The 22,317-nt window shown below is 38.0% G+C and carries 17 protein-coding genes and 1 pseudogene; 5 read left to right on the plus strand and 13 right to left on the minus strand.

Annotation, left to right across the window (positions count from 1 at the left end):
- Positions 1–124 precede the first annotated feature (124 nt).
- The 5 genes from Ami3637_RS12585 to Ami3637_RS12605 all read left to right on the plus strand — a co-directional run bounded on the left by Ami3637_RS12585 (position 125) and on the right by Ami3637_RS12605 (position 9,608).
- Positions 125–1,660, plus strand: coding sequence for a YfcC family protein (locus tag Ami3637_RS12585; protein WP_243158011.1), 1,536 nt, complete (start codon positions 125–127; stop codon positions 1,658–1,660).
- A gap of 271 nt (positions 1,661–1,931) precedes the next feature.
- Positions 1,932–2,594, plus strand: a complete 663-nt coding sequence (locus Ami3637_RS12590; protein WP_162362881.1) for a hypothetical protein — start codon at positions 1,932–1,934, stop codon at positions 2,592–2,594.
- Positions 2,595–2,701: 107 nt separating this feature from the next.
- Positions 2,702–6,166, plus strand: coding sequence for a DNA polymerase III subunit alpha (locus tag Ami3637_RS12595; protein WP_162362882.1), 3,465 nt, complete (start codon positions 2,702–2,704; stop codon positions 6,164–6,166).
- Positions 6,167–6,225: 59 nt separating this feature from the next.
- Positions 6,226–7,188, plus strand: coding sequence for a 6-phosphofructokinase (gene pfkA, locus Ami3637_RS12600; protein ID WP_162362883.1), 963 nt, complete (start codon positions 6,226–6,228; stop codon positions 7,186–7,188).
- A gap of 11 nt (positions 7,189–7,199) precedes the next feature.
- Complete coding sequence (locus Ami3637_RS12605; RefSeq protein ID WP_162362884.1) at positions 7,200–9,608, plus strand: LuxR C-terminal-related transcriptional regulator; 2,409 nt, start codon at positions 7,200–7,202, stop codon at positions 9,606–9,608.
- A 23-nt stretch (positions 9,609–9,631) separates the two neighbouring features.
- Here Ami3637_RS12605 and hisIE read toward each other — a convergent pair whose 3' ends face one another.
- The 13 genes and pseudogenes from hisIE to Ami3637_RS12670 all read right to left on the minus strand — a co-directional run bounded on the left by hisIE (position 9,632) and on the right by Ami3637_RS12670 (position 22,284).
- Positions 9,632–10,285 carry a bifunctional phosphoribosyl-AMP cyclohydrolase/phosphoribosyl-ATP diphosphatase HisIE gene (gene hisIE, locus Ami3637_RS12610; RefSeq protein ID WP_162362885.1) on the minus strand — a complete coding sequence of 218 codons (654 nt, stop codon included), beginning with the start codon at positions 10,283–10,285 and terminating at the stop codon, positions 9,632–9,634.
- Positions 10,286–10,382: 97 nt separating this feature from the next.
- Entirely contained in the window at positions 10,383–11,138 is a 756-nt protein-coding gene (gene hisF, locus Ami3637_RS12615) for an imidazole glycerol phosphate synthase subunit HisF (protein WP_162362886.1), read from the minus strand.
- Positions 11,139–11,151: 13 nt separating this feature from the next.
- The gene (hisA, locus tag Ami3637_RS12620) at positions 11,152–11,868 is read right to left on the minus strand and encodes a 1-(5-phosphoribosyl)-5-[(5-phosphoribosylamino)methylideneamino]imidazole-4-carboxamide isomerase (RefSeq protein WP_162362887.1); all 717 of its coding nucleotides are present in this window, start codon (positions 11,866–11,868) and stop codon (positions 11,152–11,154) included.
- Between the two features lies 1 nt (position 11,869).
- A complete protein-coding gene (hisH, locus tag Ami3637_RS12625; protein ID WP_162362888.1) occupies positions 11,870–12,493 on the minus strand; it encodes an imidazole glycerol phosphate synthase subunit HisH in 624 nt (207 codons plus the stop codon).
- Entirely contained in the window at positions 12,490–13,080 is a 591-nt protein-coding gene (gene hisB, locus Ami3637_RS12630) for an imidazoleglycerol-phosphate dehydratase HisB (protein ID WP_162362889.1), read from the minus strand. Before hisB ends, hisH begins: the two co-directional genes overlap by 4 nt.
- A gap of 5 nt (positions 13,081–13,085) precedes the next feature.
- Entirely contained in the window at positions 13,086–14,150 is a 1,065-nt protein-coding gene (gene hisC, locus Ami3637_RS12635) for a histidinol-phosphate transaminase (protein WP_162362890.1), read from the minus strand.
- A gap of 12 nt (positions 14,151–14,162) precedes the next feature.
- Positions 14,163–15,434, minus strand: coding sequence for a histidinol dehydrogenase (hisD, locus tag Ami3637_RS12640; RefSeq protein ID WP_162362891.1), 1,272 nt, complete (start codon positions 15,432–15,434; stop codon positions 14,163–14,165).
- Between the two features lie 20 nt (positions 15,435–15,454).
- Positions 15,455–16,075, minus strand: coding sequence for an ATP phosphoribosyltransferase (gene hisG, locus Ami3637_RS12645; RefSeq protein ID WP_162363761.1), 621 nt, complete (start codon positions 16,073–16,075; stop codon positions 15,455–15,457).
- Positions 16,068–17,192: an ATP phosphoribosyltransferase regulatory subunit gene (locus Ami3637_RS12650; RefSeq protein WP_162362892.1), complete on the minus strand. Its 1,125-nt coding sequence runs from the start codon at positions 17,190–17,192 to the stop codon at positions 16,068–16,070. The genes hisG and Ami3637_RS12650 overlap by 8 nt, the downstream gene beginning before the upstream one ends.
- A gap of 158 nt (positions 17,193–17,350) precedes the next feature.
- Positions 17,351–18,369, minus strand: a pseudogene (gene gap / locus Ami3637_RS12655) (type I glyceraldehyde-3-phosphate dehydrogenase).
- An 84-nt stretch (positions 18,370–18,453) separates the two neighbouring features.
- Positions 18,454–19,113 carry a GntR family transcriptional regulator gene (locus Ami3637_RS12660; RefSeq protein ID WP_162362893.1) on the minus strand — a complete coding sequence of 220 codons (660 nt, stop codon included), beginning with the start codon at positions 19,111–19,113 and terminating at the stop codon, positions 18,454–18,456.
- A gap of 118 nt (positions 19,114–19,231) precedes the next feature.
- A complete protein-coding gene (locus tag Ami3637_RS12665; protein WP_162362894.1) occupies positions 19,232–20,359 on the minus strand; it encodes an isocitrate/isopropylmalate family dehydrogenase in 1,128 nt (375 codons plus the stop codon).
- Positions 20,360–20,361: 2 nt separating this feature from the next.
- Positions 20,362–22,284 (minus strand): aconitate hydratase, encoded by a 1,923-nt coding sequence (locus Ami3637_RS12670; protein WP_162362895.1) that lies wholly within the window; start codon positions 22,282–22,284, stop codon positions 20,362–20,364.
- Positions 22,285–22,317: the final 33 nt, after the last annotated feature.

Genomic DNA, 22,317 nt, shown 5'->3' on the forward strand with positions numbered 1-22,317 from the left:
AAAAAAACAAATTTCAAATAATTCAACATATTTTTTCCAAAAACCATTGAACAAACTCCTAAAAATGTATAAAATACTAAATGCACTAGCTATAATTTTATATATAACTTTAAGGAGAGAAAAAATGGAGGAAAAAAATGTAATGGAGCAGGGAACTCCAGCGAAGAAAAAGCGCCAATTCCCATCTGCCTTTACGGTATTATTTATTATCCTGATTATTGCGGCTATTGGAACAAACTTTATGCCAACAGGAGCATACTCAAAACTACTTTACAATGCAGATACAAACAAGTTTGACATTACTGCTCCAGACGGAAGTATTAATTCCATGGATGCAGACCAACAGTCACTGGACACCCTACATATCAAGGCTAAATTAGATTTATTTTTAGATGGCAGTATTAATAAGCCGATTGGTATTCCTGGAAGCTATGAAGCGATTGAACCTAATCCACAGGGATTTACTGATGGTGTTTTAGCTTTGGTTAATGGTGTATATGACACCATTGATATCAGTTTATTTATCTTTGTACTGGGAGGTATGCTTGCTTATTTAAATAAGTCAGGTGCTTTCGCAGCTGGAATGGGAGCCTTATCAAGAGTAACTAGAGGGAAGGAATACATACTTATTATACTTATTACTGTATTAATCTCTCTTGGTGGCACTACTTTCGGCATGTGCGAAGAAACAGTTGCACTTTATGCAGTAGTTATTCCAATCTTTGTAATTGCAGGTTATGATGCTTTAGTAGGTATAGCAGCAGTTTATCTGGGTTCATCTATTGGTACTATGTGTTCCACAGTTAATCCTTTTTCAGTTGTAATCGCATCCAATGCTGCTGGTATCAACTTTATGGAAGGATTCGGAATCAGAATCTCTGCACTGGTTGTAGGTACTATTATCTGTATCTTATATGTAATCAGATATGGTAATATGGTTAGAAAGAATCCTGAAAAATCACTTATCTTAGAAAGTAAGGCATATATTGATGAAAAGTACTGCAGCGAAGCTGAAGTACCTGTACTGACTCTGAGATTTAAGATTATATTAGCTCAGTTCTTCCTGACTTTTGTAGTTATGGTTTATGGAGTAGTTAAACTTCAATGGTGGTTTGGCGAAATGACGGGTCTATTCCTGGTTTCTGCTATCATCATGGGAATCATTTTACGTATGAGCGAAACTGAAATGGTTAATGAATTCCTGGCAGGTGCAGGAGATATGATTGGTGTTGCTCTTATCTGTGGTGTTGCAAGATCCATCAACGTAATATTAGAAAATGGTTTAGTATCAGATGCATTGCTTAACACAATGTCCGGATGGATAAATGGCATGAGTCCTTATGCTTTCGCCATTATGATGTATTTCATTTATATCATCTTAGGATTTTTCATTAATTCATCATCTGGTCTTGCTGTACTTTCAATGCCAATCATGGCACCTCTTGCAGATGCAGTTGGCCTTCCTAGAGAAGTTGTTATTACAGCATACATGTTTGGTCAGGGTACAATGGGCTTCATTACTCCAACTGGATTAGTACTGGTAGTCCTTCAGCTAGTTCATGTAAACTACGACAAATACTTAAAATTTGTTATGCCGCTAATGGGAATATTAGTAGCATTTTCAATAGCATTCCTTTGCATTGAAGTTGCAACGGTATAAGTACTATTTCAAAGGAAACTGTCTATAGATATAAAGAGAGTTTTATCAATGACTAAATAGAGAAAAGGCTATTCCAATAGGATATATTGGGATAGCCTTTTTTGATAGCCAGGAAACACTTCTAAAAACCAGATATGAAAATCCAGGATGCTAGAATTATCTGTCGCAATAAGGGATAAAATTGGGTACGTAAATGGTTGAATAATAACAGGTGGGTACTCCATAATTGTAAGTGGGGCTTTCAACAGCCAAATAGTTAGGGGGTACGGCCATGACAAGAATGAAATTTGAAAAAAAATACAGGTTTATGTGTCTGTTTATAGCAGCCATTATATGTATTGTTCTTACTGGTGCAGGTCGTGGACATGTGATTTCAAATGAAAGGATTGATAAAACACTAGATAAAACCATGTTACTGTCAATTGAAGACAAGAAAGAAATTGATCTGGATGCTTTGATTTCACAGAAATGGATATTGAGAATCAACTATGATTTAAAGAAACAAAGTAAAGAAAATCTGGGGGTTCTGCAGGGTTATACAGGAAAAAACAGCTTACTTGGAACAAAGCTTCCGGAAGCGGTTGCGTTTATTACCCAAGATGGTGAAACCCAGGAGTGGTTTCCAAGTTTGTATTTTGATGCTTACGACTGGTTTGATGAGGAAAAAGGTATCGGCATAGTAAGTCTGGTATTAACAAAGGAAAGTTTACTGGCTTTTGGACAGCTGCAAGATACCACATTATTTAATGAAATGCCAGACTATGCCAAGAGTAATCTAAAAGACTGTGATTCCAGGAGCATTCAGAAAACACAGGTATATACAAAATATGACTTACAGATGCCCATTCATGGGGTAAAATCAATTATTAAACTATCAGTACCAATAGAAATGACCAGAAATATAAACGTTATTATGCCTGAAATTATACAATAAAATATCAATTTATAAATCAACTGCAGAAATTATCCTCTGCAGTTTTTTTATTTCTGAAAATGTGGTAAAATATATAGATTAAAGAAAATTAATTAAAGGAGATTAATATGGCCTTTACACATCTTCATGTACATACTGAATACAGTCTGCTGGACGGAGCAGCCAGGATAAAGGACTTAATAGCAAGAGTCAAGGAACTTGGCATGGATTCTGTTGCTATAACCGACCATGGAGTGATGTTTGGTGTAATTGATTTTTATAGAGAGGCATTAAAGAACGGTATCAAACCTATCATTGGTTGTGAAGTTTATACCGCAGCCAGAACAATGTTGGACAAGGATGCGGATAAAGATAAATATCAGGGACATTTAGTTCTTTTGGCAAAAAATCAGGAAGGGTACCAGAACCTTATAAAAATAGTATCTGAGGGATTTACCAAGGGATACTATTACAAGCCCAGAATTGATAAAAACGTTCTTAGAAAGTATAACAAAGGTATCATTGCATTATCTGCGTGTCTGGCTGGAAATATCCAGAGAAAGTTGAGCAACAGAGATTATAGTGGAGCGAAAGAAGAAGCTTTGGAATTACTGGATATATTTGGGGAAGGTAACTTCTATTTAGAATTGCAGGATCAGGGTCTGGAAGAAGAGTATGCTATTTTAGATGATATGAAAAGACTCAGAGCAGAAACAGGAATCCCTTTTGTTGCTACAAATGATGTGCATTATGTAAAACAGGAGGATGCTGCAGCACATGACATTTTGCTGTGTATACAGACCGCTACCAATGTGGATGATGAAAAGCGTATGCGCTTCCCTAATGATCAGTTTTATCTGAAGTCCGAACAGGAAATGAGAGTGATATTTTCAGGTATTCCTGAGGCAATAGAAAACACACAGAAAATAGCGGACCAGTGTGATGTGAATTTTACTTTTGGTGAGCTTCATTTACCTGAGTTTAAGGCTCCTGATGGCAAAAACAATGCAATCTATCTCCGAGAACTATGTGAAGCAGGACTGAAAGACAGATATGGAGAAGGGTCACCTGAAATACGGGAGCGGTTTGAATATGAACTTTCCGTAATTGAAAAAATGGGATATATTGAATACTTTCTTATCGTCTGGGATTTTATAAATTATGCCAAAAAAAATAAAATAATGGTTGGCCCCGGGAGGGGATCTGCAGCTGGGAGCATCGTGGCATATGCCCTTAAAATTACAGATATAGATCCTATCAGGTATTCCTTGATTTTTGAACGATTTTTAAATCCGGAAAGAGTCAGTATGCCTGATATTGATATAGACTTCTGTTATGAGAGAAGGCAGGAAGTTATAAACTATGTGATAGAAAAGTATGGTGAAGACAAAGTTGCCCAGATTATAACCTTTGGAACCATGAAGGCAAAAGCTGCCATTCGGGACGTGGGAAGGGCTTTAAATATGAGTTATGCGGAAACCGATGCTATTGCCAAGGCAGTGCCTTTTGATTTAAAAATGACTATAGGTAAAGCTCTGGAAATGAACCCGGAATTAAAAGCAGCCTATGACAGGGATAAACGGGTTGCTCAGGTAATAGATACGGCAAAAGCTATTGAAGGAATGCCCAGACATGCTTCTACCCACGCCGCAGGTGTTGTAATATCCAAAAAAAGTATTGATGAGTATGTTCCTTTATATCTGGCAGAAAAAGGTATTTCCACTCAGTTTACCATGACTACTATTGAGGAATTGGGACTGCTGAAAATGGACTTTTTAGGGCTTAGGACTTTAACGGTTATCCGCGACGCTCTTGAGATGATTGAATCAAACTATGGGGTACAGATTGACTTTTCCAGAATGACGTACGATGATCCCAAACCTTATGATATGATATCAAGTGGCAATACCCAGGGGGTGTTCCAGCTTGAAAGTGGTGGAATGACCCAGTTCATGAAAAACCTAAGACCCGATTGCTTTGAAGATATTGTGGCCGGCATTTCTTTGTATAGACCGGGTCCTATGGCTTCTATTCCCACTTACATTGCAAATAAGAAGAATCCGGAAGAAATCCTATATCTTCATGAAAGTCTGGAACCGGTTCTATCTGTTACTTACGGATGTCTGGTTTATCAGGAACAGGTTATGCAGATTGTACGTGACTTGGCGGGCTATACTTATGGACGAAGTGACCTTGTACGCAGAGCCATGGGTAAAAAGAAAATGGATGTCATGCTAAAGGAAAAAGAATATTTTATTCACGGCAAAGAGGATGAAGAAGGCAACATTGAAATAATGGGCTGTGTGAGAAATGGAATACCGGAGAACATTGCTGGAGAAATTTTTAACCAGATGGTAAGCTTCGCAGAGTATGCTTTTAATAAATCTCATGCAGCAGCGTATGCAGTTGTTGCTTATGAAACGGCATATTTAAAGGCGTATTACCCAGTAGAATTTATGGCGGCCCTGATGACCAGTGTTATTGGTGATGGTGTACAAATTGCAAAATATATCCGCAACTGCAATGAAATGGGCATTGAAGTACTGCCCCCAAGCATTATTGACAGCAGTAAAAAATTTACTGTTGTGGATGGAAAGATACATTTTGGACTGTTGGGAGTAAAAAATGTCGGGGCAGGAGTTATTGACGAAATAATCAAATCCAGGGAAGACAAGGGGATACCCAAAGATATTTTTCAGTTTATTTCTAATGTAAATATTCATGAAATTAATAAGAAAGCTGTTGAGAGCTTAATAAAGGCAGGTGCTTTTGACTGTCTCAATGACAACAGAGCACAGCATCTTGCCGTATATGAAAGCTTGCTGGAATCTGCACAGAATAATTCCAAGAAAAACATAGAAGGACAAATGTCTTTATTCCAGCTTAACAGTGATGAAATGGAAGTGGAATCTGTATCTGGTAAGCTGCCGGACATCGCTAATTTCTCACAGTCTGTTCTAATGGCAATGGAAAAAGAAATGCTTGGTGTATATCTGACAGGACATCCCTTAAAGGACTATGAAGAACAGATTGTCAGGCTTGTGTCCGTAACTGCTGAAGATTTAGCCCATGCTGACACAAATGATAATATAAAAGACGGAATGAAGGCCACTATTGCAGGTATTGTAAGTGGGAAAAAAATACTGGTCACGAAAAGTAATAAGCAAATGGCCTTTCTTGATCTGGAAGACCTTTATGGGGAAATAGAAGTTGTGGTATTTCCAAACGTGTATGAAAAATATCTGCAATTAATTAAGGAAGAAAGTATACTGGTGATAAAGGGAACTGTGAATTTCAAAGAAGATGAAAATCCTAAAATATTGGCAGATAAGATTATTGACTTAGGAACTTTAAATAACGTAAAAAATGATGATCCTTTAAAAATTAAGATACCTGAAAATCTGGAAGAAGGAAAATGCTTTAATATTATTAAAGAATTGATTCTGGCTAACAAAGGGGAAAAACCAGTCATGATTTACATAGAGCAGTCTGGTAAAAAATTCAAAACCAATCGTGATTTATGGGTTAATCCAAATGAAGCTTTCATCAGTGCAATAGAGGTACTGGTTGGAAAAGAAAATGTAAAGCTATGAAACTCTTAAAATAGGGAATAGAGAAATGGCTATACTAAATAGAATTGGAGGTAATGGTTATGAAAAAAATTGGTGTATTGACAAGTGGCGGGGATTCTCCAGGTATGAATGCAGCTATTCGTGCAGCAGTCAGGGGAGCTATTTATTTAGGCATGGATGTGTACGGAATTGATAAAGGATACGAAGGACTTATTGATGGAGATATCAGCCAAATGAACATTTCATCTGTTTCAGATATACTCCATAAAGGCGGTACGATACTAAGGACTGCAAGAAGTGAACGGTTTATGACTATTGAAGGTCAGAAGAGAGCAAAACAGATGCTGGAAAGCTTTGGTATAGAAGGATTAGTGATTATCGGAGGAGACGGTTCGCTCCGAGGCGGACTGGATTTGTCAAAGCATGGAGTTACTGTTATGGGCCTTCCAGGCACCATTGATAATGATTTAGCGTATACAGATTACACTATAGGTTTTGATACTTCAGTAAATACGGTGCTTTCAGCCGTGAGTAATATTCGGGATACCTCATCCTCTCATGAAAGAACCACGGTTATAGAGGTAATGGGGAGACATTGCGGTGATATCGCTTTATATGCAGGACTTACAGGTGGTGCCGAGACCATTTTAATTCCGGAGGTTGGGGTAGATATAAATGCTATCTGCAGAAAGATGGTTCAGGGAAGAAATCGTGGAAAATTGCACAATATAATAATAAAGGCGGAAGGCGTTGATATGTCAACCCAGGAATTAGCAGAGACTTTAAAAGAAAGAACTGGAATGGAAACCAAGATTGTTGTTCTTGGCTATATCCAAAGAGGAGGATCTCCTACCGCAAGAGACAGGATGTTAGCCAGTCGCATGGCATATAAGGCGGTAGAGTTGCTTCAGGAGGGAAGCGAAAGCAGAGCTGTAGGTATAAATGGTGATGAGATTGTACATTATGAACTGGGCGATGCGTTAAAAATGAAACGGGATTACGATAAGCAGGTCATGGAACTTGCAGATATACTATCCATTTAGGAGATACTCTTATGACAGACAAAAATATAGTTCCTGAGATTCCACCAAACATGGTTTTTCGACCCAGGTTACAAAAAATATTTGAAGACAATTATAAATTGAGAAGAATCATTTACGTTTCTGCGTATATGGGATGGGGTAAAACGACAGCCGTAGTGGAATGGCTTACGGAGAAAAAGCGTGATGCAGTGTGGTTCTGTCTGGAGGATCAGATAAAACAGACGGTTATTAACAGTTTACTGACCGAAATGAACGGTAACTCATCAGACAGGATCATTGTTATCGATAATTATAATCTGCTTGATGAAAAAGAACTGGAATATATGAATCTGATAATTACACAGTCTAACCGCAGGTTCATTATCATTTCAAGAGCTGAATTGCCTAAAATGCTATCCGTATATGTGGGTTTGTCCGTACATTTAATTGGAATAGACCAGCTGCGATTTTACGAATCAGAGATAGTGGAGTATTTTGAAAAATGGAATGTTTCTCTTTCTGATCAGGAAATTTCGCAATTGAATTCTAATCAAAAAGGATGGGTAGGCAGTTATCGATATACAGCGTCACTGATGCAGGCCATGGGGGAATCCTACAACAGAAAAATCCAGTTAAAGGCTTTAGAATGTATTTATCAGTATCTTGATGTTGAGCTCCTGGATAAACTGGACAGGGTGGAAAAAAAGGTTATGTTAACAGTAGGCTGCTTTGACAGGCTGACAGGGGAGCAGGCAGATTTACTTTTAGATTCACCGAATGCTCACAAAATATTAGAAAGGTTTACGAGAAGAGGATGTTTCTTTACTTTTCTCCTGCCTGATGTTTACGTGCAGCATCCATTTTTTAAAGAGTACCTTACATATACCAGAAGCAGGTTTTTAGCAGAAGATGAGATAGCTGAAATTTATAAAACAGCAGCAAGATATTTTGAAAAGAAGAAGGATACTGCAAGAGCTCTTGAATGTTATATGAATGCTAAAGAATATGACGGGGTTATACGTATTTTAATTCAGCTTTCAAAGTATGAAGTAGGGCAGACTGATTTATGGAAAAACAGAAGTTACTATTACAGACTACCAGAAGAACTGATAAAAAAAGAGCCTGCCTTATGTTGTGGTATGGCCATGTTAGGGATTATTAGTTTTCATTTAGAACAGGCTAATAAGTGGCAGGCTTATCTTGAGGAACAATTAAAAATCTTACCAGAAAATACTCCTGAAAGAACAGAAGTATATGAAAAACTGGCATATTTATCTATAGCTATGCCTAATACCAGTATGGTTAATTTTTTAAATACCATGAAAAACTGGGCTAAAAAAGTTAAATATGAAGATCTACAGATGCAGAAAGCTAATATTACCTGGAACAGTCCCAGTGTAGCAAATGGAGGCAGAGATTTCACCCCTTGGCTTAAAAAGGCTAAATGGATTAAAAGACCTATGGATGCAGTGGTGATAGCACTTTATGGGGACTATGGAATTGGTGTTTTAGATGTTGCGGTGGCAGAATGCTATTATCAGCAGGATAAAATCCAGGAAGCATTAGTGCAGGTTATCAGCGCAGTATCCTACATAGAGCAAAAAGGCAGCATCATTATCTTGTTTGCTGCTATGACTGTACAAATGATGATAATGATGCTTCTGGGGGAGATTGCTACAGCCAAGCCTATGTTAGAGAACATGAGAGATAAAATAACATCGGCAAAAGCTTATTTCTTATATCCGAGTCTGGAGGCTGTATGCGCATGGGTAGCCATGTATGAAAACAATTATGAAAGGGTTGAATATTGGCTGAAAAATGATGCCCCTGATGAAAATGCTACATTTTCTACTCTGGATATCTTCAGATATAATGTAAAATTAAGAGGCTATATTTTATTCGAGAAATATTATCTGGCCATAGGACTGGCAGAAAAGCTCCGGACTGTATGTATAGCATTTCATAGAAATATGGATCTGGCACAACTGGATATGCTTTTAGCTATTGTTTATCATCGGATGGGGCAAAAAGACAAGGCGGAAGAATATCTTACGGAGGCCTTGATTAGAGGCGAAAAATATGGATATATACGACTTTTTGCGGATGAGGGTGAATCTTTATATAAAATACTAAAGAATTTTAAGGAAAGGCCTTCTATTTCAAAAAAATACTTAAAGCAAGTAAAAGAAGCCACAAAAAAAATTGCGGTATTATATCCATCTTATATGATACTTCCTAATAACCAGGATAAATTGTCAGCTTCCGAAACAGAAGTACTTAATTTAATGGCTCTGGGAAAGGCAAATAATGAAATTGCTGACTACTTAAATATATCTTTAAACACGGTTAAATTCCATATAAAGAATATATATAGCAAACTGGGAGTGAATAATCGTTTTCAGGCGGTGCATACAGCCAGAGACAAAAGGATTATAAAATAAAAGAAAATGAGCTGTCAATCAGCTCATTTTATCATTTTCTCCTGTTTTATCTTATAATCAATAATGTGACGGGAGGCCAGTTCTTTGTAAATCTCATCCAGACTGATACCTAGTTCAATCATGAGAACCATTACGTGATAGGTGAGATCTGCTATTTCATAAATGGTTTCTTTTTTGTCACCAGCCTTTGCTGCAATAATGACTTCAGTAGATTCTTCACCAACCTTTTTCAATATTTTATCAATACCTTTTTCAAAAAGGTAGGTAGTATATGATCCTTCTTTTTTTTGTGATTTTCTGTTTTCAATAAGTGAAATAAGGCTTTCAAGGCTAAAAGGCATTCTTTCAGTTTCATTTATATAAATGGTGTTATTAAAACATGAATCGGTTCCTAAATGACAGGCAGGACCGTCTTTTTTTACATATACGGCCAGAGCATCTCTGTCACAGTCTGTTTCTATTTTTAAAATGTGTTGGAAATTTCCTGAAGTTTCACCTTTAAGCCATAGTGCTTTTCTGGATCGGCTCCAGAAACAAGTCAAACCCTTTTCCATAGATATTTCCAAACTAGTTTTATTCATATAAGCTAAGGTTAATATTTCTTTTGTCTCTGCATCAATGACGACAGCAGGGATTAAACCCTTTTCGTCAAATTTAAGTTCGTCTGCGTTAATCATAAAAATTCTCCTTTGAAGCCCTGCCCATATGTACCATGTGGCTTGCAGGTTTTTATACAGAAATTTCTGCAGCTGTAGCTGCTGAAGTTTTTTTCAGTTATCGAACGATAATTCCGTTTTTTTGAAGTTCTGATTTTAAGTCTTTGATTTTAACCTCACCAAAATGGAATATAGAGGCGGCAAGTCCGGCATCTACCTGAGGAAGACATTTAAAAAGTCTGGTAAAATCATTTGTGGATCCAGCTCCTCCCGAGGCAATGACCGGAACGTTAACAGCATTACAGACTGCTTCCAGCATTTCCAAATCAAAACCCTTTTTTACTCCATCCGTGTCAATGCTGTTTACAACCACTTCGCCTACTCCTTGAGAAACACAATTTTTTATCCATTGAATGGCGTCCATTCCGGTGTTCTCACGTCCTCCCTTTGAAAATACTGTCAGTTTGCCATTTACACGCTTTATGTCGACAGAAAGAACTACACATTGATTACCGTATTTAAGTGCTGCTTCACCAATAAGGCCTGGATTTTTAATGGCCCCGGAATTAACACTTACTTTATCAGCACCGCATTTTAAGACTCGGTCGAAGTCAGCTATACTGTCAATACCACCACCTACTGTCAGTGGTATAAAAATGCACTTGGCAACCTGGCGTAAGATGTCCGTAAAAAGTTTTCGGTTTTCGGAAGAAGCCGTGATATCGTAAAATACCAGTTCATCAGCTCCATTATCTGAATAGTATTTTGCAAGTTCTACAGGTGAAGAAACATCTGTGAGTCCTGAAAAATTAATTCCCTTTACCACACGGCCATTTTTTACATCAAGGCAGGGAATTATTCGTTTTGTTATCATAGGGCTGCTCCTTTCATATTTTTGATGCTTCAATAGCAGCAGATAAATCAATGGCACCTGTGTATAGCGCTTTCCCCAGTATGGCTCCGTGAAGTTTCATCTGAGAAAGTGATTTAATATCTTCCATTGTGGAAATCCCCCCCGAAGCAATGATCTGAATGGAGTAGTCCTGGGAAAGTCTTCGGTAAAGCTCCAGATTGGTTCCCTTCATAGCCCCGTCTTTTGAAATATCTGTACAAATAATTGTTTTGACTCCCATGTCCTGCATTTCCTGACAAAATTCATGGCAGCTGCAATTGGAAAGTTCAGTCCAGCCATTTATGGCCACTCTGTCATCTTTTATATCTACGCCAACAGCAATCTGCTCTTTATAATTTTTTATAGCTTCTTTAAGAAACTTTTTATCTGTAATGGCAGCAGTACCTATAATAACCCGGTTAACCCCTATAGAAAGGTATTTTTCTATAGTTTGCATGTCCCGGATGCCGCCCCCCAGCTGGGTAAACAGGTTTACATTTTCAACAATTCTTTTGATAACGGATAGATTTGAAGTTATCCCGTTTTTTGCCCCCTCCAGATCAACAAGATGCAGGAAAGAACTGCCCTGAGATTCAAAATATCGGGCAGTGTGCAAGGGATCTTTGTCGTATACGGTCATCTGGTTATAATCCCCTTTAAATAAACGTACTGCAGCACCTTCGTATAAATCTATAGCAGGATATATATTCATATTAATCTCCAATCTCACAAAATGCTTTTAAAATATTAAGACCCACAATACCGCTCTTTTCGGGATGAAACTGGCATCCATAGATATTCTTATAAGCTACAGCTGCCGTTAATTCTGTTCCATACTCCGTAGTAGCTGCAACTGAATCGGCACAGTCAGAAGCGTAATAGGAGTGGACAAAATATACACAGTCATTTTCCTTTGTATACTTAAAAATAGGATTTATTTCTTTCTTTTTAGGGAAGTGCAATGCGTTCCACCCAATATGGGGAATTTTCAACCCTTCAGGAATGACTTCGGCAATAGGTTTAACATGGCCCTTAATTAGTCCCAATCCATTGTGCTGACCATATTCGTAACTACTTTCAAAAAGAAGCTGCATTCCCAGACAGATGCCCATTATTGGTTTACCTTTTTTCACTTCTTCTTTTATAACTATATCTAATTGATTTTCTTTCAATTTTTTAGCAGCATCACAGAAGGCACCTACACCAGGCAGCAAAATTTTATCAGCGGACTGTATTACACTTCTTACTCCGCTTATAGTAACTTCTTTTCCGATAGCTTCCAAAGAGCTTTTAAGAGAAAACAGATTTCCTACACCATAATCTATAATTACTATCATATTAATACTCCTTTGGTAGAGGGAATGGTATCCTTAAAATCTTCATTAATCTTAACAGCCTGGGCAAGAACTCTGGCAAAGGCTTTAAAGGCAGCTTCTATAATGTGGTGGGAGTTGTTTCCTGAAAGTTGTCTGACATGCAACGTGATATTTGCCTTTCTTGTAAATGCCAGAAAAAATTCTTCTGTTAGTTCCGTATCAAATGTGCCTACCTTTTCTGATGGAATCTGAAATTCATAAGAAAGAAAACTCCTTCCGGACAGGTCTGCAGCGCATAATATAAGAGCTTCATCCATTGGGAGGATAATATCCCCATAACGGTTTATTCCCCGCATTTCTCCAAGTGCCTGTGAAAAGGCAGTTCCCAGACATATTCCCATGTCTTCCACCGTATGATGGTCGTCTACATAGGTGTCGCCAGTACATTTAACATTTAAGTCAAAGCAGCCATGACGGGCAAACAGTGTAAGCATGTGGTCCAAAAAACCACATCCTGTTGAAATACTGCTCTCACCCGTTCCATCCAGATTGAGTTCAAGCTGGATAGCGGTTTCAGTTGTCCTTCGATTTATTTCACTTTTTCTCATATGATTTATCCTTCACTTACTATTTTATTTACTTCTCTTAGGAATACATTCATTTGCTCTTTTGTTCCAATGGTAATCCGGTTATAATCCTTTATCCGGAAAGTTGAAAAGTGACGAATCAGAATACCGCTTTTTTTTAGTTGCTCATAGATGAATTTTCCTTCGATTCCTTCATATTTCACCAATATGAAATTTGCTTTTGAAGGAAGGACTTTAAATCCTTGTTTTTCAAGTTCTTTGGTGGTGTAATCCCTGTTTTGGGCTATAACTTTACACTTCTCCAGATAATAGTCATTGGCATCTATGGTTGCTTCGCCGGCTAAAAGGGTCATTCGATTGACGTTATAGGGGTTTGTGGAATATTTGATTTTGTTCAGGTCAGCAATCAGTTCTTTAGGTCCTAAAGCAAATCCTAACCGGGCTCCTGCCATTGAACGGGACTTTGAAAAAGTCTGCACTACCAGAAGATTTTCATATCGGTTAATCAGCGGATAGCAGGATTCAGCGCCGAAATCTACATAGGCCTCATCAATGACCACCACATGATTGGGATTGCTTTTTAAAATTCTTTCAATTTCAGAAATTGACAGGGTCAGTCCTGTGGGAGCGTTTGGGTTGGCAATGACAATAAATTTGTCCAGATTGCAGTATTCCTGATAGTCGATGGAGAAATCCTCTTTTAATGGTATTTCTGTATATTGTGTGCCCTGGAGGTTGGCAAAGACTTTATAAAACCCATAGCTTATATCAGGAAATGCAGCCTGTGTACCGTTTCCGGAAAAAGCCATAAAAGCAAAATTTAATATGTCATCGGAGCCGTTGGAAAGGTATACCTGGTCAGAACTTACACCATATAGTCCGGCAAGCTTCTCCCTTAAGTTTTGACATTCAGGATCTGAATATAAACGAAGATTCTCTATCTCCCTGCTGTTTATAGCTTTAAGAACATTGGGAGCAGGAGGAAAAGGGGATTCATTTGTATTCAGTTTTATATACTGCATATCCTGAGGTTGTTCTCCAGGCGTATAAGTGTCAAGTGTGAGGTACTTATTATTCAGAAATTTGCTCATTACATCACATCCTTACTCATCAAATCGAACCGTAACGCTTCTTGCATGTGCCAAAAGACCTTCCTGTTCAGCAAAATAGGCTATATCATCAGCTACTTTGGAAAGAGCAGATTTTGTATAATAGGTATACTGGTATTTCTTTACAAAATCATCTACAGAAAGGGGGCTTGAAAATCTGGCCGTACCATTTGTAGGAAGAGTGTGATTGGGACCAGCAAAATAATCTCCCAAAGCTTCAGGGCAGTTTTTACCCATGAATACTGAACCTGCGTGACGTATGCGGTCTAAGTAATCAAATGGGTTATCCAGACAAAGTTCCAGGTGTTCCGGAGCAATTTCATTGGCCATGTCAATGGCGGTTTCAATATCCCGGGTGATAATGATTTTACCGTTGTTCTCTATAGAACAGCGGGCAATTTCTTCCCGGGGCAGGAGAGAAAGCTGATTTTCCAGTTCCAGGCTGACGGTTTGGGCCAGTTCTGGGCTATCCGTTATTAAAACAGCGCTGGCCATCTTATCATGCTCTGCCTGAGACAGCATGTCAGCGGCAATATAGTGAGCATTACAGGTCTGATCAGCTACAATGAGGATTTCACTGGGACCTGCAATCATGTCAATATCTACAACACCAAACACCTGTTTTTTGGCTTCAGCTACAAAGGCATTGCCAGGACCTACAATTTTGTCTACTTTTGGTATGGTTTCAGTGCCGTAGGCTAGTGCTGCTATGGCCTGAGCTCCCCCTGCCTTAAATATCCTGTCCACCCCTGCAATTTTTGCAGCTACCAGTATAATAGGGTTAATTTTTCCGTACTTTGCAGGTGTTACCATGATGATTTCTTTTACTCCTGCAATTTTTGCAGGGAGACAGTTCATGAGTACGGAGGAGGGGTATGTGGCGGTACCTCCTGGAACATATAGTCCTACCTTATCCAGGGGAACAACTTTCTGACCTGTAATGACTCCTTTACATTCATTAAGGATAAAGCTGTTACGAACCTGGCAACTATGGAAAGTCGTGATGTTTTCGGAAGCTTTTTTTAGGATATTAACAAATTTATTATCAACAGCTGCAAAGGCTTCTTGAATCTCTTCAGGGGAAACTTCCAGTGCTTCTGGTGCTGTGCCATCAAATTGTGCACAGTAGTCAAGCAAGGCAGCATCCTTTTTTTCTTTTACATTTCTCAGTATTTCAGAAACAATGTCTTCCACACCTGAAGAGGAGGTTTCTCTGGAAAAAATGTTTGCACCGTTGATTTCACTATAATTCAAAATTTTAATCATTGCTTATCTCCTTATTCTGATTAGGGGCATTGGGGTTTTATTTTCCGGCAGATATTTTCAATCTGACTGCATTTGAATTTAAAGCTGGCCTTGTTGGCAATCAGCCTTGCGCTGATTGGAATGATTGTTTCAACAGCCTCCAGATTGTTTTCTTTTAAAGTAGTTCCTGTTTCAACGATATCAACAATAACATCAGAAAGGTTTAAAATAGGGGCCAGTTCAATAGATCCATTTAGTTTGATGACGTCAATATCACGGCTGCGTCTACGATAAAAGTCCTGAGCTATATTTTTAAATTTTGTAGCAACTCGGAGGGTTTTATTGGTATTATCCCGAAACCCTGTTTTAGCGGCTACTGCCATATGGCATTTACCAATATTCAGATCCAGAAGCTCATATACATCAGGGGTGTATTCCAACAGGATATCCTTTCCGGCAACCCCCAGATCAGCAGCACCTCTTTCTACGTAAATAGCTACATCAGAAGGTTTCACCCAGAAATACCGGATGCCAGCTTCTTTGTTTTCGAAGATGAGTTTTCTGTTATTGTCATCAATAGAAGGGCAGGGGTACCCAGCCTTCTCGAACATTTTATATACTTTTTCCCCAAGCCTGCCTTTTGGCAGGGCTATATTAATCATTTGATTCAAGAATCTCAAGCCTCCCGTCTTTTATTTGAACTAATTTTTTATATTTAAGATTTTGCGGAATTGTTTTTTGTACCTGTACACTCTGCCCGCCACGGTGAAGTTCTTTTACTGCTTCTGTGAGAACTTTTACATCTGTAAGGGTGCTATATAGTAGCAGAACATCTATATCATAAGGTTCCCTGGAATAGCTCAGATATTGAAGAAGGTTTAAGTAAACAGCAAACCCAATTGCCCCAGATTGTTTTCCCATCTTCTTCATAAGTATGTCGTATCTTCCGCCGGAAAGTACTGCAGAGGGGATCCCGTTAATAAATCCCTGAAAAACGATTCCATTGTAGTAATTCATACCATTAACTACAGAGAAATCAATCTGTATATTTTCATAATTATTTAGTTTGAGGATCTGGAATATGCTTTCCATTTCAGAAATATATTCATTCATTTTTTCATTGATACTAATGACTTTTAGTTTGTCTAGTACAGTTTCTGCCGGCCCATAAGTGGAAATGAGCGTAATCAGAATTTCAGATAATTTATTGTCTTTGCCGGTTTGTTTACAAATTCTTTCTATGCCGTGTGTATTTTTTTCGCCAATAAATTGAAAAATTTGTTTTTTCTGCTCTTCATCCAGGTTCAACGCTTCAAGAATAGAGGAGACTACTCCAATATGGGAGAGAGCAAAAATATAATGGTTACTAAGGGCTTCAAGACTTTTAGCAGCCAGTAAAATAACTTCGCATATATGATAAAGGTCAATATTTCCAATACATTCAAGGCCAGTCTGCATCAATTCCTTATAGGTGTGGGTATCTTTTGAAACCCGGTAAACATTTTCGCTGTAATAAACTTTTTGTATGCAGTCTGTATCTTCTTTTATGTTCTTTATTATGGAAAGTGTTACATCGGGCTTAAGAGCCATAAGTTTACCATTGGTGTCTGTAAAAGTTATGATATTATCACTGATTAAAAAATCCTTGTTGCGTACATATAAGTCATATTCTTCAAATTTACTCATCTTAAACTGGGAATAGCCATAACTTTCATATAGTTTTCTCAGGCGTAAAACTGCTCTTTCCTCATTTCTTAAAATACTTTCTGTTGTATCCATTTTCATTCTCCATATCTAATCGGTTTACCGATATATTACTGTAATAATATATCACGTTAATGTGTTAAAGTAAAGAGCAAAAAATAAAATTTTGTGATTAAAAACAAAAAATCGATGAGACATAGTGAAATGCCACATCGATTAAGTACGTTTATACTTTATAAAAATGAGGAAATGTGTTCCAAAGTCCTTACTAACTGACAAACGTAACTGCTTTCATTGTCATACCAGGCAACAACTCTGACCTCGTAAACGCCTGTTCCACTTCTTGCAACAAGAGTTTGTGTTGCATCAAATAGTGAACCGTAGCCCATTCCGATAACGTCACTGGAAACCAACTCTTCTTCCGTATAACCAAAGGATGGAGTCGCAGCTTTTTTCATAGCTGAATGAATACCTTCAACAGAAACTGTTTCGGAAGAATCTTTCAGGACTGCATCAAGAATAGTAATAGAACCACTGGCAACAGGAACTCTCTGGGCAGAACCAATAAGTTTTCCATCCAGTTCAGGAATTACAAGTCCGATGGCTTTAGCTGCACCAGTGCTATTTGGAACAATGTTGATTGCCCCAGCTCTGGCACGACGGAAGTCATTTTTACGGTGAGGACCGTCAAGAATCATCTGATCACCAGTGTAGGCGTGAATGGTGGTCATGAATCCAGTACGTATTTCCTTGTAATCATTAAGAGCCTTTGCCATAGGAGCAAGACAGTTGGTGGTACAAGATGCGGCTGAAATAATATTGTCTTCTTTTTTAATGTCTTTTCATTAACACCGTAAACGATAGTAGGAAGGTCATTTCCTGCAGGAGCAGAAATAAGAACTTTTTTAGCACCTGCATCAATATGTGCCTGTGATTTGGCTTTTGAAGTAAAGAATCCTGTACATTCAAGTACGATATCAATATCTAAGGCTTTCCAAGGCAGGTTAGACGGATCTGTCTCTTTATAAACTCTTATCCTTTGGCTACCTACAGTTATTGATTCCTCATCGCTTTCAATATGATATTTTGTGTATTGGCCCTGTATGCTGTCATGTTTAAGCAGATATGCCAACATTTCTGGCTTAGCTAAATCATTAATAGCTACAACCTCCAAGTTTTCCTCCTCAAAAAGATGTCTGAAAGTCAGCCTTCCAATTCTTCCAAATCCATTAATCGCAATCTTTCTTTTCATATTACATGTACCTCCTTTTATTTTAAATGACTAGTGCATTATTATTGTGGTTACGCAAGTGTAAAGCTATACATCGTTTTGACATTACTTTGACCGGGACATGGAACTTTCCATATGTATTTTCATGGCTAAAGTACCTGCTTCAATATCTTTATTTTTAAATGCCTCAAAAATTGCACGGTGTTCTTCTAAAACTTCTGTCAGATAATTGTCTGGATAAGGGGAAGGCCTTCTGCTATGCTTGATATATATCTGATAGGAAGAAAGCACATGTTGCAGCATCCTGTTGTGAGAAGCTGTATAAATTAACTGATGGAATCCAGTATTTATATTTAACATTTTATCAATATCATTTTTTTGGGTATAAAATTCCATGAATTCAAAAGTTTCTTCCAAATCTTCCATTTCCTCATCTGTAATGCGCTCAATAGCCCATTTTACAGCCTGGACTTCGTAAGCTTTACGAAGCTCGTACATATCCGCCATATCCTGAGGGGAAAAACCTATTACAAAAGCACCCCGGTTAGGAATGGTTTCTATAAGACCTTCCATTTCCAGTTGTCTTAATGCTTCCCTCACCGGAGTTCTACTAACTTTATATTGATCACAAATACTTTGTTCTGTTAATTTTTCTCCTGAACGCATTTTTCCCTGAAGTATATCTCTTTGGAGTTTTGAAAAAAGATTATTGGAAATAGGAAGGTTCTGAGATTTTGCATTTTCATTATGCTGATAAAGTACCATTTTTTAAGCCTCCAATAATGACCTGTCTCAATTTGCCACACAAACTGAGGTAGGCCAGATGCTAAAAATCACAAAATTTAATTTATAGATTTTATAGTATTAGAATTTAATTCTGATTTTATATCCGGGAAAGGACGCAATCAGCGAAAGCTGTTGCAGTCTCTCCGGAAGAATCACCAGTCATACGCTTATTTGCCTGAGCATAGTTTAATGCAACTGATAACTTGTCCGCTTTTTCTGTATAACCTATATGACGAAGCATCATTTCTGAAGCTTTTAATATACTGGAAGGGTTGGCATAATCAGCAATACCATCGGATACCATTCTTGGAGCGCTGCCGTGAATGGCTTCAAACATAGCATATCGTGCACCAACATTTGCACTTCCGGCAGTGCCGACTCCGCCCTGAATCTGAGCTGCTTCATCCGTAATAATATCACCGTAAAGGTTCGGCAATATAAATACGTTGAAGTTAGAACGAATTTGTTCATTCACAAGATTTGCTGCCATAATATCCACATACCAGTCATCAACCTTAATATCTGGATAATCTTTTGCTACCTGATAACATAAATCTAAAAACTTACCATCCGTTTTTTTCATAATGTTAGCTTTGGTTACAATAGATACATTTTTATTTCCATTTGATTTTGCGTATTCAAATGCTGCTTTTGCAATTCTTTTTGTTCCATCGGTTGTAGTTACTTTAAAATCGATGGAAATATCATCACTGATTTCTACTCCTCTGCTGCCCAGAGCATATTCTCCTTCAGTATTTTCTCTGTAAAATACCCAGTCAATATTTTTTTCTGGAATATAAACAGGTCGTACATTAGCAAATAAATCAAGCTCACGTCTTAGTGTAACATTGGCACTTTCAATGTTAGGAACATTGTCCGCTTTGCTTGGAGTAGTTGTAGGCCCTTTTAAGAGTATATGGCATTTTTTTATTTCTTCCAGCACATCTGCTGGTACAGTAGCATTCCGGGCAATTCTATTTTCTATAGTAAGTCCGTCAATATTACGTAATTCAATTTTACATGAAGCAAGCTCATCTTTCAATAACTCATTTAAAACTCGTTTAGCTTCTTTTACGATAACAGGGCCGATTCCATCACCATCTATGATACCAATTATTATTTTATCGGTTTTCTCAAAATCAACAAACTCATCAGAGATTTTCATTCTTTCTACTCTTGCAATCTGCTCTGCAACAATTTTTTCAAAGTCCTTTATATATTCCATGATTACTCTCCTTTAATTGAATTAATCTTACCGCCGCATATAATCATGTTGATTTCTAAATCGGAGAAGTTGGTAAGAGTTCTGTATTCTTTACCATTATCTATATTTTTAATAACGATGACATTTTCTTTAACCTGTTGTTTTGCGTTTTCTATGACAAGTTTCTGACCAATAGCAAAGTCATCATAATCAGCAGGATTTTCAAAAACAAGAGGCATGATACCGCTGTTTATCAGATTTGAACGATGAATTCTTGCAAATGATTTTGCTAAAACAAATTTTACACCAAGATAAAGAGGGGCAAGTGCTGCATGTTCACGGCTGCTGCCCTGTCCGTAGTTTTCTCCACCAATAATGGCACAATTTCCGGCTTCTTTGCAGCGTGCAGAGAAGTTGCTGTCGATTTTTTCAAAACAATAGTTGGCCAGGTGAGGCACATTGGAGCGATATGGAAGCAGTCTGGAATCAGAAGGCATGATATCGTCTGTTGTAATGTTATTTCCTGCATGGAGAACCACTGTTGCATTGATAACGTCATTTAATGCAGTATTCCTTGGGAAAGGCTTAATGTTTGGACCCATTTCCACTTCAGTATTTTGTTTATTGGTTCCTTCAGGATAAATAATGAAGTTATCATTAAAGGAAAAATCAACAGATTGAATTTCAGGAAGCTCTTTTCCACACTCCATTCCATCTGTAAGAACACCAGTAATAGCAGAAATGGCCGCTGTTTCAGGGCTTACCAGATAAACATCTGCATCTAATGTACCGCTTCTTCCCTTAAAGTTTCTGTTAAATGTTCTTAGAGAAACAGCACCTGATTTAGGGGATTGTCCCATACCAATACAAGGTCCACATGCATTTTCAATAATTCTGGCACCTGCATTAATCATGTCAGCTAAAGCACCATTTTGAGCAAGTTTGGATAATATCTTACTTGATCCCGGTGAGATAACCAGGCTTACGTCTTGATGGATTTTATTTCCTTTTAAAATAGCCGCTACTTTCATTAAATCTGTGTATGAAGCGTTTGTGCAGCTGCCAATAGCTACCTGGTCAACTTTTATCTTTCCTATGTTTTTAATGGTATCTACATTGTCTGGACTGTGAGGCATAGCAGCCAGAGGGGTGAGCTCTGATAAATTTACTTTCAGGGTCTCATCATAGACTGCATCTGGATCAGCAGCCAGTGGTATAAAGTCATCCGGACGTCCCTGGTCTTTAAGATAATTTTGTGTATTTTCATCGCTAGGGAATATAGAGGTGGTTGCGCCAAGTTCTGCACCCATATTGGTTATTGTTGCTCTGTCAGTAACAGACAGGGACTTTACTCCATCACCAGTGTATTCAACGATTTTACCTACGCCGCCTTTTACTGTCAGCTTTTGCAGTACATATAAAATAACATCTTTAGCAGATACCCATGGCCTTAATTTGCCAGTAAGTTCAACATTGATTACTTTTGGTACGGTAAGGCTGTATGTACCTTTTGCCATGGCCATAGCCACATCCAGTCCGCCTGCTCCAATAGCAATCATACCCAGGCCTCCACCGGTAGGGGTGTGGCTATCTGAACCAAGTAACGTTTTACCTGGTTTGCCGTAATTCTCCAGGTGTAATTGGTGGCATATGCCATTTCCAGGCTTTGAAAACAAAACCCCGTGCCTTTGAGCAACACTTTTTATAAAAGCATGATCATCTGCATTTTCAAAACCTGTCTGAAGGGTGTTGTGATCTATATAAGCAACAGAAAGTTCAGTCTGGATTTTATCAACATTCATAGCTTCAAGCTGAAGATAAACCATAGTTCCAGTTGAATCCTGAGTTAAAGTCTGGTCCATTTTTATTGTTATTTCATTTCCGGGGGAAAGTGTACCATCCAGCAGATGGTTCTGTAAAATTTTATAAGCTAAAGTATTTCCCATTTAAGTCCTCCTGTGTTACATTTAAAACATTGT

It is taken from the genome of Aminipila terrae, assembly GCF_010120715.1.
Lineage (GTDB): Bacteria > Bacillota > Clostridia > Peptostreptococcales > Anaerovoracaceae > Aminipila > Aminipila terrae.

Excerpts from the sequence above, each read along its gene's own strand:
- pfkA (WP_162362883.1), top strand. The coding sequence starts at position 6,226 with ATGAAAAAAATTGGTGTATTGACAAGTGGCGGGGATTCTCCAGGTATG.
- Ami3637_RS12595 (WP_162362882.1), top strand. The coding sequence starts at position 2,702 with ATGGCCTTTACACATCTTCATGTACATACTGAATACAGTCTGCTGGAC.
- hisD (WP_162362891.1), bottom strand. The coding sequence starts at position 15,434 with ATGATTAAAATTTTGAATTATAGTGAAATCAACGGTGCAAACATTTTT.
- hisIE (WP_162362885.1), bottom strand. The coding sequence starts at position 10,285 with ATGATTAACGCAGACGAACTTAAATTTGACGAAAAGGGTTTAATCCCT.
- Ami3637_RS12665 (WP_162362894.1), bottom strand. The coding sequence starts at position 20,359 with ATGGAATATATAAAGGACTTTGAAAAAATTGTTGCAGAGCAGATTGCA.
- hisF (WP_162362886.1), bottom strand. The coding sequence starts at position 11,138 with ATGATAACAAAACGAATAATTCCCTGCCTTGATGTAAAAAATGGCCGT.
- Ami3637_RS12585 (WP_243158011.1), top strand. The coding sequence starts at position 125 with ATGGAGGAAAAAAATGTAATGGAGCAGGGAACTCCAGCGAAGAAAAAG.
- hisG (WP_162363761.1), bottom strand. The coding sequence starts at position 16,075 with ATGATTAATATAGCCCTGCCAAAAGGCAGGCTTGGGGAAAAAGTATAT.
- Ami3637_RS12670 (WP_162362895.1), bottom strand. The coding sequence starts at position 22,284 with ATGGGAAATACTTTAGCTTATAAAATTTTACAGAACCATCTGCTGGAT.
- Ami3637_RS12605 (WP_162362884.1), top strand. The coding sequence starts at position 7,200 with ATGACAGACAAAAATATAGTTCCTGAGATTCCACCAAACATGGTTTTT.
- hisA (WP_162362887.1), bottom strand. The coding sequence starts at position 11,868 with ATGAATATATATCCTGCTATAGATTTATACGAAGGTGCTGCAGTACGT.
- Ami3637_RS12590 (WP_162362881.1), top strand. The coding sequence starts at position 1,932 with ATGACAAGAATGAAATTTGAAAAAAAATACAGGTTTATGTGTCTGTTT.
- hisC (WP_162362890.1), bottom strand. The coding sequence starts at position 14,150 with ATGAGCAAATTTCTGAATAATAAGTACCTCACACTTGACACTTATACG.
- hisH (WP_162362888.1), bottom strand. The coding sequence starts at position 12,493 with ATGATAGTAATTATAGATTATGGTGTAGGAAATCTGTTTTCTCTTAAA.
- Ami3637_RS12660 (WP_162362893.1), bottom strand. The coding sequence starts at position 19,113 with ATGGTACTTTATCAGCATAATGAAAATGCAAAATCTCAGAACCTTCCT.
- hisB (WP_162362889.1), bottom strand. The coding sequence starts at position 13,080 with ATGAGAAAAAGTGAAATAAATCGAAGGACAACTGAAACCGCTATCCAG.
- Ami3637_RS12650 (WP_162362892.1), bottom strand. The coding sequence starts at position 17,192 with ATGGATACAACAGAAAGTATTTTAAGAAATGAGGAAAGAGCAGTTTTA.